The organism is Fastidiosipila sp. (assembly GCA_012511175.1).
In the GTDB taxonomy this organism is placed as follows: Bacteria; Bacillota; Clostridia; order Saccharofermentanales; family DTU023; genus UBA4923.
On the sequence record JAAZGO010000027.1, the window covers coordinates 12,782 to 27,414 of the forward strand.

The 14,633-nt window shown below is 55.6% G+C and carries 14 protein-coding genes; all 14 read left to right on the forward strand.

What is annotated here, in order from left to right; all coding sequences use genetic code 11:
- The 14 genes from GX839_05810 to GX839_05875 all read left to right on the forward strand — a co-directional run bounded on the left by GX839_05810 (position 1) and on the right by GX839_05875 (position 14,628).
- Positions 1–1,908 carry a 1-deoxy-D-xylulose-5-phosphate synthase gene (locus tag GX839_05810; GenBank protein ID NLB04976.1) on the forward strand — a complete coding sequence of 636 codons (1,908 nt, stop codon included), beginning with the start codon at positions 1–3 and terminating at the stop codon, positions 1,906–1,908.
- Positions 1,905–2,768: an NAD(+)/NADH kinase gene (locus tag GX839_05815; protein NLB04977.1), complete on the forward strand. Its 864-nt coding sequence runs from the start codon at positions 1,905–1,907 to the stop codon at positions 2,766–2,768. The genes GX839_05810 and GX839_05815 overlap by 4 nt, the downstream gene beginning before the upstream one ends.
- Positions 2,765–3,253, forward strand: coding sequence for an arginine repressor (argR, locus tag GX839_05820; GenBank protein ID NLB04978.1), 489 nt, complete (start codon positions 2,765–2,767; stop codon positions 3,251–3,253). Before GX839_05815 ends, argR begins: the two co-directional genes overlap by 4 nt.
- A 10-nt stretch (positions 3,254–3,263) precedes the next feature.
- Positions 3,264–4,916 (forward strand): DNA repair protein RecN, encoded by a 1,653-nt coding sequence (recN, locus tag GX839_05825; GenBank protein ID NLB04979.1) that lies wholly within the window; start codon positions 3,264–3,266, stop codon positions 4,914–4,916.
- Positions 4,917–4,939: 23 nt separating this feature from the next.
- On the forward strand, positions 4,940–6,454 hold the full coding sequence (gene hutH / locus GX839_05830; protein NLB04980.1) for a histidine ammonia-lyase: 1,515 nt from the start codon (positions 4,940–4,942) through the stop codon (positions 6,452–6,454).
- 62 nt (positions 6,455–6,516) lie between these two features.
- Positions 6,517–7,155, forward strand: a complete 639-nt coding sequence (locus GX839_05835; protein ID NLB04981.1) for a cyclodeaminase/cyclohydrolase family protein — start codon at positions 6,517–6,519, stop codon at positions 7,153–7,155.
- Positions 7,156–7,356: 201 nt separating this feature from the next.
- Positions 7,357–7,719: a hypothetical protein gene (locus GX839_05840; GenBank protein NLB04982.1), complete on the forward strand. Its 363-nt coding sequence runs from the start codon at positions 7,357–7,359 to the stop codon at positions 7,717–7,719.
- Positions 7,720–7,752: 33 nt separating this feature from the next.
- Positions 7,753–8,166, forward strand: a complete 414-nt coding sequence (locus GX839_05845; protein ID NLB04983.1) for a hypothetical protein — start codon at positions 7,753–7,755, stop codon at positions 8,164–8,166.
- 261 nt (positions 8,167–8,427) lie between these two features.
- Positions 8,428–9,933, forward strand: a complete 1,506-nt coding sequence (rny, locus tag GX839_05850) for a ribonuclease Y (GenBank protein ID NLB04984.1) — start codon at positions 8,428–8,430, stop codon at positions 9,931–9,933.
- A gap of 159 nt (positions 9,934–10,092) precedes the next feature.
- Positions 10,093–11,754 carry a hypothetical protein gene (locus tag GX839_05855; protein NLB04985.1) on the forward strand — a complete coding sequence of 554 codons (1,662 nt, stop codon included), beginning with the start codon at positions 10,093–10,095 and terminating at the stop codon, positions 11,752–11,754.
- Complete coding sequence (gene lspA / locus GX839_05860) at positions 11,745–12,257, forward strand: signal peptidase II (GenBank protein ID NLB04986.1); 513 nt, start codon at positions 11,745–11,747, stop codon at positions 12,255–12,257. The genes GX839_05855 and lspA overlap by 10 nt, the downstream gene beginning before the upstream one ends.
- Positions 12,250–13,173 carry an RluA family pseudouridine synthase gene (locus tag GX839_05865; GenBank protein NLB04987.1) on the forward strand — a complete coding sequence of 308 codons (924 nt, stop codon included), beginning with the start codon at positions 12,250–12,252 and terminating at the stop codon, positions 13,171–13,173. Before lspA ends, GX839_05865 begins: the two co-directional genes overlap by 8 nt.
- On the forward strand, positions 13,170–13,892 hold the full coding sequence (locus GX839_05870; protein NLB04988.1) for a DUF881 domain-containing protein: 723 nt from the start codon (positions 13,170–13,172) through the stop codon (positions 13,890–13,892). Before GX839_05865 ends, GX839_05870 begins: the two co-directional genes overlap by 4 nt.
- Positions 13,893–13,914: 22 nt before the next feature.
- Entirely contained in the window at positions 13,915–14,628 is a 714-nt protein-coding gene (locus GX839_05875; protein NLB04989.1) for a DUF881 domain-containing protein, read from the forward strand.
- Positions 14,629–14,633: the final 5 nt, after the last annotated feature.

Below are 14,633 nucleotides of genomic sequence, written 5' to 3' on the forward strand. Positions count from 1 at the left end.
ATGGACTATCCGGTTCTGGAGTCTCTTCAGGGTACCGCTGATTTACAGGCACTGACCGCCGAGCAGAAAGCCAGGCTGGCGGAAGAACTTCGCTCGCTCATCATTGAAACTGTATCCAAAAACGGAGGCCATCTGGCGGCCAACCTGGGAGTCATCGAATTGACCATTGCCCTCCTGGCAGCCGGACATTACCCCCAGGATTCGATTATCTTCGATGTTGGACACCAAAGCTACGCCTGGAAAATTCTGACAGACCGGCGCGATACCTTTTCCACCATTCGCCTCAAGGGCGGCCTGTCAGGATTTCCCAAAAGACAGGAAAGTGTCTATGATTCCTTCAATACGGGTCACAGCAGCACCTCGATATCCGCTGCCCTGGGCATTGCGCGTGCCAAACGGGCCAAAGGAAATCTGAGCAAGACCATTGCCTTGATCGGCGACGGCTCGCTTGGCGGCGGCATGGCGCTCGAAGCAATGTCGGACGCGGGACAAAGCGGTGAAAATCTGCTTGTCGTGCTCAATGACAACACCATGTGCATTGACCGGGCAGTCGGCGGCATCGCACGTCATCTGGAATCCCTGCGCATCAGTCAGCGTTATATCAGGCTTAAAACCGCCTGGGAAGCGCGTCTGTTGAAAATTCCGCTTATGGGCCTGATCCTGGTCCAGATGATTGCGAGAAGCAAGCGCCGCTGGCGTTCCTGGGGGAGAGAATCCGGTGCCATCTTTGAACAACTTGGCTTCCGCTATTACGGCCCGGTCGACGGCCACAACGTGGCTGATCTGGAGCGTCATCTTCGCGCCCTCCGCCTGGTCCGCGGCCCCGTACTCCTCCATGTGGTGACGGTCAAGGGCAAGGGGTACTGCTATGCCGAGAATGAACCGGAAGTTTTTCACGGCGTGCCATCTTTTGATCTTGACAATGGCCATATACCGGAAAATGGAGAACAGGACAAAACTTTTTCGGAACTCTTCGGGGAAATCCTTGTCGAGCTGGCCCGCCACGATAAGGAAATCGTTGCGGTGACCGCAGCCATGGCACAAGGAACCGGCCTGGTCCCCTTCAGTCATTCCTTTCCTGAAAGGTTTTTTGATGTGGGCATCGCCGAACAGCACGCACTGACCATGGCCGCGGGCATGGCCGCAGGAGGGCTGCGCCCTTACGTGGCCCTTTACAGCACCTTCCTGCAACGAGCTGTGGATCAGCTCATCCACGATGTCTGCCTGCAAAATCTTCCGCTTGTGCTGGTGGTCGACCGGGCGGGTCTTGTCGGGGGAGACGGGGAGACACATCAAGGACTCTATGACCTGGCCATCGCCCTGCCCCTGCCGAATCTGACGGTGCTGGCTCCCGCTTCAGCCGCTGATCTCCGGGCCTCGCTCATCGGTGCGCGCCACCACGATGGCCCTGTCCTGATCCGCTATCCGCACGACCTCGCAGGCAAGCGGGACTACGGCTGCTATCCCAGCGATCCGGATCAGATTGAGCTTTCTCATTTACAGACGCTGCGGCAGGTTGCGGCAGGAAGCGACCTGACCGTTGTTGCGCTTGGTACAAGCATCCGGGAGGCGGAGCGGGCGGTTGAGGATTTGAAGGCCAGTGATCCTGGATTTTCCGTCGACCTCTTTTCTTGCATTTGCGCGTCTCCGTTTGATTATGAAAGTATGCTAAAATCTATACATAAAACAGGCAGATTGCTCTTGATCGAAGAAGGCATTGAAAATGGCGGCTTTGGTTCCTGTATTTCGGCCAAGGCAGTTACTCAAGTGCCTGGCCTGTTGGTAAATTATGCAGGGGTCAGCACCCCGACTGCCCTTCAGGCGACGCGTCAGGAACTCATGGTTCAAGTCTCGCTCGACGCGGAAAGCCTTGAAGAGAGGATGCGCAAAATGCTTCAGGAAAGGTGAGAAAGGTGCGGATCGCGCTTTATCCCAATTCAGACAGGGACCCGGGTTTCGGAGTGACACGCCGGCTCATTGCCACCATCAAGGGACTGGGCTCGACGGCTGTTATTGAACCGGCCATGGTTCCTGATCTTGAAGGAGAGGACTTGGTCCGCGATTCCTATACAAGCTGTGACCTGATGATTTGTCTGGGCGGGGACGGCACTTTCCTATCTGCCGCCCACCATGAAAGCTCGAGGGATCTGGCGAAAACCGGGGTTAATCTGGGAAGCGTCGGTTTTTTGCAGGAAATCGATCCGGACCGCATGGAAGAAGCCCTTGCACGTCTTGTTGAAGGCGATTATGAAATTGAATACCGTTCCCTGCTTGAGGCGACCTGCTTTGATACAGGCGGGCATAAGGTCTTGATTGACGAGGCGCTCAACGACGTTGTAATTGCCCGCGGCAGCCGTGCAAAGTCAATCATTGCTGCACTGGAAGTCGATGGGGTTCGCGTCCAGGATATCCCGGGCGATGGCGTGATCGTGTCAACACCGACCGGTTCAACGGCCTATTCCCTGTCGGCGGGGGGGCCGATTGTCCACCCGACAGCTGAGGTCATATTGGTTACGCCGATCTGCCCTCACACCATGCAGAATCGTTCTTATGTGATTGATGCCGGCGCTGGAATTGTCCTTCGCCTCATGTCAAACCAGGAGGGAGCTTTCCTGTCGGTTGACGGCCGCGGGGGTTATGAGCTGTCGACAGGCTCGCGTGTCAGGATAAAGACGTCAGAAAGAAAGGTGAAATACATCAGACTTTGGGGAGATTCTTTCTTTAAAACCCTCCCCGCCAAAATTCAGCAAAGGGGTCTAAGCCGATGAAAAAAGCGTCAAAAAAACAGCGTCAATCGCGGATTCTGCAAATTGTAGGCGAGCGTAACATCGAGACTCAGTCCGACCTTGTCGATGCCTTGCAGGCCATCGGGATGGATGTCACGCAGGCGACCATTTCACGGGATATCAAGGAGCTCGGGATCGTCAAAGTCATGACGGGAGAAGGGTCACAAAAGTATGTCGCTTTAACTCACAGCGGTGAAGCCGCCTCAGGCCGCATGAAACGGGTATTCTCCGATGCGGTCGTCTCGATCGACAAGGCGGGCTCGCTGGTGGTCATCAAGACTCTTCCCGGCATGGCGCAGGGGGCGGCCTCCGCCATGGATTCCATGTACCTTGATGAGGTGGTCGGAACCCTGGCCGGTGACGACACGGTCTTCATCGCGGCCTACGGGGAGGAATCTGCCGTCAATTTGCAAAGGAAGCTGAAGGAGCTGGCCCGGATCAGCTTTCAGGAAGATGAAGAAAGATAAACCCTGAGACATGATTCATCGCGTAGAGATTGAAAATTTCGCGCTGGTGGAGCATGCGGAGGTTGACCTCGGCCCGGGCCTGACAGTCCTGTCGGGCGAAACGGGCGCTGGTAAATCGATCGTCATCGATGCCCTCGATTTTGCGTCGGGGGGGCGGGGAGACCGCGCCATGCTGCGGTCCGGGGCTGAAGAGGCCTCGGTCAGCATCCTCCTTGACGGATTGAACCAGGGCCAGCCGGACAATGAATTTGTTGCCGGCAGGACACTGCGCGATGGCGGCCGGACCTATGCCAAAATCAACGGTCAGCTGGTGACAGCCGGTGAGCTGCGGGAACGCATGGAACCGCTCCTGGCCATTCACAGTCAAAACGACCAGCAGACCATCTTCCGCGAATCGGTTCACAAGATCCTGCTGGACGCCTACGCCGGCGAACCGGTCTGCCAGGCGCTCGAGGCTTGGTCGTCCATGCGGCAGGAGATGATGTCCCTCGAGGAGCGGCTGGGTGAATTATTTCTCGACCCTGAAACCCGGGCCAGGCGACGTGACATCCTCTCTTTTCAAACGGAGGAAATTCGCAGAGCCGGCCCTGCTGCGGGAGAAGAAGAAGAGCTCCTTAAAAAGATAAAAACCCTGTCAACGATCCGGGAGATCGCAACCCTCCTGGGCCGGGCCCTTACAGAACTTGCGGGAACGGAGGGGGAATCAGCAGTTGACCGGCTGGGCAGAGCCGTCATCGATTTGAGCGCTGCAAGCCGGTACAGTGCGCGTGTGCAGGAATTGCGTGACCGTGCCGGGGAAATCAAGACCGGACTGGCCGACCTTTGTTATGACCTGGACCGCACCCTGGAGAGGCTGGAAGACAACCCGGGGGCGCTGGAAGAGGCCAACAGCCGTCTGCAGCTGCTCCGCCGCCTCCAGGAAAAGTACGGGCCGTCTTTGGAGGAGGTAATTGCCTACGGCGAAAAGGCTGGGATCGAGCTGGAGCGGCTTGATGCGACCGAGGAAGAACTGGCCCGCCTTTCGGCGGACAAGGAGGCGCTTCTTGAAAAAATGAGATCGCAATCGTCAGCACTCTACGAACTGCGGCGGAAGGCTGGCGATCATCTTGAAAAAGCGATTAACCGCGAACTGGCCGATCTGGACATGAAAAATGCACAATTTGCGGTTGAGATTGAGGCGAAAGCTGTCGAATCCGGGAGCCTTGCCGCTGATCCGCACCAGATTCGTTTCACCATCGCGCCCAACCCGGGTGAGCCGTCCATGCCACTTGTTTCCATTGTTTCCGGGGGTGAAGCCTCCCGCGTGCTGCTGGCGGTCAAGACGGTTCTTGCTGGGCTTGACGACATTTCAACCATCATATTTGATGAAATTGATACGGGCATCAGCGGACAAACCACAAGCCGCATTGCCCAAAAGCTGAAAGCAATTTCCGGGACCGCCCAGGTAATCTGCGTCACCCACAGCGCACAGATTGCCGCCAGCGCGGACTGCCAGCTGCTGATCGGGAAAAAAGTTGAAGGGGGCAGAACCCGGACCACGGTTAAGCGCATCGAGGGTCAGGAGCGGGTATCCGAAATTGCCCGCCTTCTTTCCGGCCGGCCGGATGATCAAAAATCGCGGCTGCTGGCCCAGGATTTGCTGGACCGGGGAAGCAGAATATAGGGGGGCCGTCAGGCTGGGAGTTAATGGAAGAGTCAAAACCGGTTCATCTTCTGGAGATCAGGGGCCAGGATCTTGTTCCCGAGAAAGTCGCCGAAGTGGCTTATGGCCGCTCGGGCGTCTTCATTGCGGATGCTGCACGCCAGAGAATGGAAGCATCTTTTTCGCTGGTCAAGTCCATTCTGGCTTCGGGCAAGCCAACCTATGGGATATCCACCGGCTTCGGTGACCTGAGCCGGGTGACCATCTCGGAAAGCCAGAACTATGAGTTGCAGCGCAATCTGATTCGGAGCCATGCTTCGGGCGTTGGCCGGCCTTTCCCAAAGGAGGTCGTCCGTGCCATGATGGTGCTGCGGCTCAATGCCCTTTGTGTCGGTTATTCGGGCATTAACCCGCAGCTTGCCGACCTGCTTGCATCCCTGATCAATGAGGACATAATTCCCGTGATCCCGCAACAGGGTTCCCTGGGGGCATCAGGCGACCTGGCCTACCTGGCCCATATGTCACTTGTCTTGATGGGCGAGGGACAAGCAGAGCTTGACGGGAGAAAGATGGGCGGCAAAGAGGCTCTGGCCAGCCGGGGGCTCAAACCGCTCCAGCTTTATGGCAAAGACGGGCTGGCCCTGATTAATGGGACGGCGGGGATGCTGGCACTTGGTGTTCTCGCGCTGCTCGAGGCGGAAAACTGCCTGAATGCAGCCAATGCGGCCGCAGCGCTGACCTTTGAAGCGCTCCGGGGCTTTCGCGACGCCTACGATCCGGGAATCCACACGCTTCGCCACCAGCCAGGCCAGATGACCGTCGCATCGGCGCTTTTATCCATGCTTGAAGGATCCCTCCTGGCCGATTCCCGGACTGAGGATGTTCAGGATGCCTATACCTTGCGCTGTGTCCCCCAGGTACATGGAGCTTCACTTGACGCAATTGGCTACGTGCGTGGAGTACTCAGCCGGGAGATCAATGCCGTGACGGATAATCCCATCGTCTTCTCTGAGACGGGCCGTGTCCTTTCCGGAGGAAACTTCCATGGCCAACCCCTGGCGCTGGCACTCGATTTCCTGGCCATTGCCGTCTCGGAACTGGCCAATATCAGTGAAAGACGGACGGAGCGGATGGTGAATCCACAGCTGTCGAACGGTCTTCCTGCCTTTCTGTGTTGTCAGGGCGGTGTCCAGTCGGGTTTCATGATTCCACAGTATGTCGCAGCGTCGCTGGTTTCTGAAAATAAGATTCTGGCACATCCCGCCAGCGTCGATTCCATTCCCTCCTCAGCCAACAAGGAAGATCATGTCAGTATGGGCGCGGCTGCGGGCAGGAAGGCAGCCCGGGTGGTTGAGAATACAAGCCGGGTCATCGCCATTGAATTGATTTGCGCTGCCCAGGCAGTGGACCTGCTCGAACCTGGAAAGCTGGGGCAAGGCACCGGCAAACTCTACCGTCAGATCAGGCGGCATGTGGCCGGGCTTACAGAAGACAGACCCTTGTCGGAAGATATCGAGACCATGGCAGAGCTTGTCCGTTCCGGCGGCCTGCTGGTATAAGACCATCTGTTCCTTCATGTTATAGTGGGGCAGGAAAGAACACAGTTAGGGAGGATAAAAAATTGGAATTTAAGCATTTGAAGATTACTGAATACCTTGAACGTGCTGCTTCATCGAGCGCGACGCCGGGAGGAGGCAGTGTGTCAGCCCTGATCGCAGCCCTCGGATCGGCACTTGGCCAGATGGTCTACAATCTGACTGTCACCAAGAAATCCTACCAGGCCAATGATGAAACGACCAAGGCTGCCGTCCAGTCTGACTGGCGGGCCATCGAAAGCCTTCAGCGCGATTTTACCGATCTGATCGATCGCGACATTGAAGCATTCAATGTATTTATGGATGCACTTGCTCTCCCAAAGGAAACGGACCAGGACAAAGCGAAGCGGAAACAGGCGCTTGCCGACGCTTCCATCACCGCCATGGAAGTTCCTCTCACGACTGCCGGCAAATCGCTGGAGTTGCTGAAACACCTCGGTTCCATTGCCCGTTACGGCCATAAGACCTGCATCTCTGACGCGGGCGTCGCCGCCCTTTGCGCCCATGCAGCCTTACAGGCCTCGGTTATGAATGTGCGCATCAACCTGGCCGGGATAGATGATCCGGAAATTCGCCAGGGAGCTGAAAAGAGCAGTGCTGCCTACCTGGAAGAGTCGGCTCTGCTTACCAAGGAGATAATCGACATCGTTTACGCGCAAATCTGAGGACAGTTTACCCCTATACTTTGCCAAGGGCCGGTATGATGATGACAGCCGGCCCTATTCAATCCGGGAACAGGCCGTTCTGTTTCACCGGTATCAGCCGGCAGGTTCATTTGACAGCAGAGGGCTGCGTAACTAATATCAAGATGGTCCTTGACCAAACAGGAGGCGGTATGAACCCCACACCTGAAAGGGGGACCCGCAATGAGAAGTTTGAAACGGCGGGCAGGCCGCCGTCTGATTTTCACCTTTGCTCTCCTGATTGTTTTCTTTCTTGTCAGTGCTTGTGCCGGCACAAGGGGCAGCCGGGATGCGGCCGAAAGTGATGGATTGATCCTGACGGTTGACGAGCTGGCCCGCTATGACGGCCTGGAAGGCCGAAAGGCCTATATTGCCGTCGATGGAATTGTTTACGATGTGACCGATATCCGTCAATGGGAAGGCGGGCTCCACCAGGGCCGCTTCCAGGCCGGAAAAGATTACAGCGAGGAAATCCGGACTGAGTCGCCCCATGGAACCGGTATGCTGGCCCGGGCGGTCAAGGTCGGCATTCTGCTTGACGAGTGAATCGGTAAAAGGCCATTGGCCGGGAGGCAGGTAATGAGTAACAGCGGGAGTCTGTTTGGCTGGCTGGTGACAGCGGGGCTGGTGTTGACGGTTCTGAATTATCCGGTCAAGCTTCTTTACCGCAAGGCTGTGGCAGGCTTGCCCCGCGAATCGAAACTGAGGCAGGCCTATATCCGTGTCCAGAGATTTGTGGTGGGCAACCACCGCTTTTTTGCCCTTTTCACTGCCCTGGTCCTATTGGCTCATGTGATTGTCCAGCTGCTCTACCGCTGGCTTTCATGGACCGGCCTGGCGGCAGCTGCCCTGATGGTGGCCAATCTGCTTGTCGGGGCTTACGGCTATTACATAAAAAAGAGGAAAAAGTCAGCCTGGCTGGTCATCCATGTAACGGTTGCCCTGCTCTTGATCGCAGCAATCCTGGGGCACCTCGCGACGGGGGGCCGTTGAAGAAGATCCACCTCAGATCAGCTCAGTCAGCTAAAACAGGATGTTGTCAAACATCCTGTTTTTTCATTGACATTCAGCCCGGCGGCACATAAACTGTTGAATAGAACAAACGACCGGGACCGGCGGGAGCCGGTAACGCTCCTGGACTAATAATCAGAATAATTGTTTCGAAACTTGATAATTGAATAGTTGGAGGTGATTACCATCGAATGGTTTTATGTGATTGCCGGTTTACTTGCGGGCGCCTTAGCCACCTGGGCCATGACGGCGCTCTTCTATCATAAAGGGTATAGCAAGAAGAGCCGTGAACTGCTTGAAAAAAAGCAGAAGACAGAAGAAGAGGCACGGACCCTTGTTGGTCAAGCAATTAAGGACGGGGAGGATAGGAAACGGGAGATCCTCCTGTCTGTCAAAGAAGAAGTGCATAAGGCAAAGATAGAACTTGAACGCGATGTGCGGGAGCGCCGTCACGAACTGACGCGGGAACGCCAGCGGATCGACCAAAAGGAAACAATTCTTGACCGGCGGGCCCAAAGCCTTGAGGACAGGGAGCAGCATTACAAGGATAAAGAAGCCGAACTTCAGACAAAAGAATATAAGTTAGCAGAGATCGACGCGCAAAAGCGCGCTGAACTTGAGCGGGTTGCGGGATTGACGGTACAGGACGCCAGGGACATTGTACTCGAGGCGGCGGAAACGGAGTACCGTTACGATTTGTCTTTGCTCTACAAGCGACTGGAAGATGAAACCCGGTCGACAGCTGCTGCCAAGGCGCAGGAAATTGTCGTCAGTACCATTCAGCGCTATGCCAGTGATTATGTTTCCGAAGCAACAGTATCTGTCGTTTCGCTTCCCAACGAAGAGATGAAGGGCAGGATTATAGGCCGTGAAGGCCGGAACATCCGGACCATCGAGCAGCTGACGGGCGTCGACCTCATTATCGACGACACCCCTGAAGCCGTAATTTTGTCCAGTTTCAATCCCGTCCGGCGAGAAATCGCACGGATCAGCATTGAAAAGTTGGTGCAGGACGGCCGCATCCACCCGACACGTATTGAGGAGATGGTGCGGAAGGCGACCAAGGAAGTGGAAAATTCGATCCGTGAAGCGGGCGAACAGGTTGTCTTTGACACCAATGTCACAGGCATTCCAGCAGAAATTGTCCACATGCTGGGTCGTTTGAAATATCGGACCAGCTATGGCCAAAATGTCTTACAGCACGCAGTCGAGGTCAGCCGTATTGCCGGCATGCTGGCGGCAGAACTCGATCTGGATGTCAATGCGGCGAAAAAGGCCGGATTATTGCATGACCTGGGAAAGGCCGTGGATTTTGAGATGGACGGCTCGCATGTGCAGCTGGGCGGTGAAATCGCACGGCGTTACAAGCTCGACCCCATTACCATTAACAGCATCGAATCACACCATGGGGATGTTGAACCTGAAACACCCATCGCCAGCCTGGTCGCAGCTGCCGATGCCATTTCAGCTGCACGGCCCGGGGCCAGACGGGAGAACATTGAGACCTATATCAAACGGATTGAAAAACTCGAAGAGATTGCCCAGTCTATTCCCGGCGTGGAGAAAACCTATGCGGTCCAGGCAGGCAGGGAGATCCGGGTCATCGTTGAGCCCGACTCAGTGACTGATGAGGAGATGCCGCTTCTTGTTCATGAAATCTGCAAAAAAATCGAAAAGGAATTGAACTTTCCCGGTCAGATCAAGGTCAATATGATCCGTGAGAGCCGTTACAGTGACTTTGCCAAATAAAGGGCAAAGACAGACAACAAAACAGAAAATTGGGGAGCCGCACAGACGTCCGAAAATGTCTGCGCGGTTCCTTTCCCCGCTATTCTGGCGTGCACCCAAAGGCTTTGTGGTAATCTGAATGAGATCTTTTCGACGAAAGGTAAGGGGACTTACGGTTGGATGAAAAAGTTTGCCGCAGTCCTTCTGGGCATAATTGTTTTTGCAGTTGCGTCCGGCTGTCGGGCGGGCGGGCAGGACATCCTGCCTGAAGGCGGCCCGGAGGAAAGTTTAATCCCGGCAACGCTGCCCCCTCCATCAGCGGCAGCGCCGGATGATCGGATCCGTGTTGCCATGCGGCCCGAAGTCAACCTTAACCCCATCTTCCCCAAGCATTACGCGACTTCCTCACTCCTGGAGCTGATCTATCAGCCTCTGTTTGATGTGACGTCTGACGGAAGAATCCAGCCTGTTTTGGCCAGGTCATGGCGCTGGTCCGCGGATGGCCTTGAGTGCTCGATAAGGCTCGAGGAGAATCGCCATTTCCACAACGGCCAGGCCGTAACGGCTCAGGATGCGCGTGCATCCATGGAACAGTTTTTGAAACTCATGAACGGCCGAAGCGTGGTGGATGATCCGGTGGAATCCCTGGATCCCTTCCCAATGCCGGATTTGTTTTCGGGCATTGAGAAATGGCGGTATCAGAGTTATCAAAATATCATCTCTGTGGCTGTCAATGAAGCGGGGGAACTGGTGATCGGATTGAGAGAACCCGATCCCTTGCTCCCGCGCCTGCTCTTGTTTCCCATCGTGCCCGAAAGCCAGGCTCAGTCGCAGTCCATGACCCCTCCCGCGGGCACCGGGGATTGGCAAGTGGAGTCGCATTCCGCCTCCCATCTGGTTCTTACAGGCGGCAGCGGCCGGATTCGCCGTATTGAGGCGAGCGTGTACCCGACCGCCGTTGAGGCAGCTTATGCCTTCGAACTTGGAGAAATTGACCTCCTGTTAATGGACTCAGCAGAGACGGCGCTTTTTGCCGACCGTTCACGCATCCGGAAACAACTTTTCGACGACGCCGGTTATCTCTCGCTCTTCTTCAGCGGATCGAAGGGTAATAGCCGCGACAATCGCGATGCACTGCTTTATGTATTCGGATCGGATCCTGAGCTGTCAACCCTCTCCGTGCCTTTTCCCTACGCCGGCTACCCCGTTTCAAGGGGAGATTTCCGCCTTCGGGGCGCGGCTGTCCCGCCCCTGGAAGTACCGAAAATTCCGGAAAATTTTGGCCTGCCCGAAGGTGCAGTTGAATTTGACGAAAAGGGAGAGCCCGTCAGTCCGGACCTGCCGCCTTTCAAGCTGCTTGTGCCTGTGCGGACAATTCAGGCTGGCCTGATCCGCCGTCTCTCAATCGCATTTCTTCGTATCAACAGAAAACTGATTGTGGAAGAGGTCCATGCGGAGGACTGGCCAGCCACCCTGTCGCAAAGAAAATTTGATGCGGTGATGCTGGCCGATACGGTTCCCTTCTTTCCTGACCCCGCAGATTATCTTGACGGGCTGCGGGCCCTCGGACTTCTCGACGGGATGGAAGCGATGGAGAGTGGATCAGAGGAACTTCTGCGGCAGGCGCGCCTGGCAAGTCTTGACCTTTCAGGTGAAGAGGGAAACAGCCTGTCTCCCGATTCTTATGCAGAAGCCGTCAATCGGGTTTTTAAGGCACTGCCCGTTACCGGCCTGGCCGCAACAGCTACCATGGTCTGGTACAGTAGGAATATCGAAGGAAGTTTACCAGGAACCAGTCGTGCGCCCTATCTGGGTGTGGAGGATTTATTTGTATGGAGATGATGATCATTATGATCCTGATCCTGATTGACCAGTGGACCAAGGGCCTGGCTGAACGGCTGATAGGTGGAGGCAAAGCCGCCACAGTCATTCCGGGTTTCTTTGAGTTGAGATACTTGGCCAACAAGGGCGCTGCCTGGAGCATCTTTTCCAGCCAGAACTGGGGTCTGGCTTTTCTGGTCATCCTTTCCTCCATTGTGCTCTTCGCCCTGCTGTGGTTTTTGCGCAAGGCAGGTGGCATGCGGGCCAAGATGGTCCTGATCCTGCTGATTTCAGGCAGCGCGGGCAATTTGATTGACCGGCTGAGGCTGGGTGCCGTGACCGATTTTCTTTCCTTTACTTTCGGCTCCTACGCCTTTCCCACCTTCAACCTGGCCGACGCCATGATTACAATCGGAACGGGACTTCTGATTATCTTTGTCTTATTGGATCGCCATTTTCTTTCCATTCAGTTTGGAACCGGACGGGCAGCTCACCCGGGGGAGAAGCGGGAAAAGAGTGAATAAGGCGAGGCAGATTGTTGGACTGGACGAGGGGGGCATGCGGCTGGATAAATGGCTGGCTCTGAAATTCCCCCGCTTGTCACGGGAATCATGGAAGCGCAGGATTGCCGGCAAGCAGGTAACCGTGAATGGAAACGAAACGGTGCCGTCAAGAATTCTTGCGGCCGGAGAGCTGGTTGAGCTGATTCTGCCCGGTGAAAAAAAAGAAGCAGCCCCCCAGGCCGAAGCCATTCCGATTTCGATCCTTTATGAGGATGACTGGTTTGCCGTCATCGACAAGCCGGCAGGGCGGGTGGTGCATCCAGCCTTCGGGCATGAGGACGGAACACTTGTCAATGCCCTGCTGGGACGGTTTCCCGGTGGGCTGTCAGACCTTGCGGGCTCCGGCCGGCCCGGTATCGTTCACCGGCTTGACAAGGATACATCAGGGATCTTGCTGGTAGCACGTGACAACCGCACCCACCGCCTGCTTGCAGATCTTTTCCGAACCGGGGCAATCGGCAGGTATTATGATGCGATCGTCCGGGGATGCCCTGAGGTTGCCAGAGGACTTATCGATGCCCCCATCGCCAGAGGGGATGTCAACCGGAAAAGAATGGAAATCCGGGAGTCCGGCAGGAGGGCCCGTACTGAATTTAAAGTTTTGTCCAGCCGCAGGGAGTATTCCCATCTTCGCTGCCGGCTGCTGACGGGACGGACCCACCAGATCCGGGTGCACCTGGCCTACATCGGTCACCCGGTTATCGGCGACACCCTTTACGGCGGCAGAAAACGGCCGGGAGACCCAATCCACCAACTGCTGCATGCCTCGGAAGTATCCTTCATCCACCCAGTGACTCAAGAGCCTTTCATTTGCAAAAGTCCGCTGCCTGAGCGATTTTCCAGCTATCTGAACGAAGAGGAGTCATTCAGGATATGAGTCGATGGATAAGAACAGTCGCGTTATTGATGGCCCTTTTTGCAGGCCTTTCTTCCGGTTTTCTTGTGAGGCAGCTTGCGGAAACGGGAAAAGGTGAAAACAAGGAGGCGGCCGCGATCCGCCGTGCCAGAGCGGTTCTGGAGCAGGAAGAGGAGCAGTATGCAGTCCTGCAGTCTCAAAACGGCCAGCTGGAAGACCGCAAGAAGGCATTATTGCGCCGGCTGGAAGAATACCAGGATGTCAGCGGCATCCTGGCCGAAATGAGAGAATATGCCTTTCTGTCCGGGATGACAGATGTTCGTGGCAGCGGTATCACCTTGACGCTCAATGACAAGCTGGATTATGACCCCCTGACGGATCCGATTGAAGCGGTCATCCATGACAGCACCATCAACTATATACTCAATCTTCTGTGGGCTTCAGGCGCACGTGCCATCTCCTTCAACGGCACTCGCCTGACGGCCGTTTCGGAGGTCAGCTGCGTCGGCCCGACCATTCTCTGCTACGGAATCAGGCAGATGCCCCCTTACGTCATCGAGGCGGCCGGACCGGCAGCCTCCATGGCCGGCGCCCTTGAAACGGATTCCTATCTGGCTCATCTGACCCAGAGCAAGATAGGAATCAGGCTCACGGTCACGCCCGAAGAAGAGCTGATTCTTCCTTCTTTTTCCAGGACCCATGATTTCCTTCCCTACATCGATTTGCTGCGAACGCCTTGAAGCATTAACAAGAGGTGCCGGTATGAAAAACAAATGGTTTCAATACATCTCAATCCTGACCGTCTGCATGCTGGTCGGTATGGTTATTGCCCTTCTGATGAAAAACCTCAACATCACCAACCTGGGGGGGCAAAGCCTGCAGGAGCTGCAAAACGCCATTATCGACTACCAGAAGAAAAATGAGGACCTGAATAACCGCAATGCACGCCTTTATGAGTATTTGCGCGAGCTTGAGGCGGAGCTTGCGGGAGGAAGCGGGGAGAGTTACCTTCACATTGTGGACGAGAAAGAACAATACGCCGCCTTTGCAGGCCTCAGAGCGGCCAAAAACGCCGGCGTGGTCATTACGCTCACCCCCGCGGAAGGCTACCGCATGCAGGATGCTGTCATCCGGCAACTGGTCAATGAATTGTCTGCGCTCGGGGCCCAGGCCATCTCAATCAATGAGGAAAGAAAAGTGGCGACAACCGAAGTCCGCACCAGCCAGGACCTTATCCTGATCAACGGCGTCGGTTTTTCACGCAATTCCCCTTTCGAAATAAAGGCCATTGTCGAACCGACAAAAATTGACACTTATGTTGTGCCTTACCTGCTCTCCGTCGGGGACAGCATTAAGAAGCAGGTTGGCGATCAGTCGGTTGCCATCACGGTCAAAAAAGACGAAAACGTCCTGATCCCCGCGCTTCGCGAAGACAGAATCGCTTACCAGATGGAACTTTTAATACCGGCGGAATAGCGCCT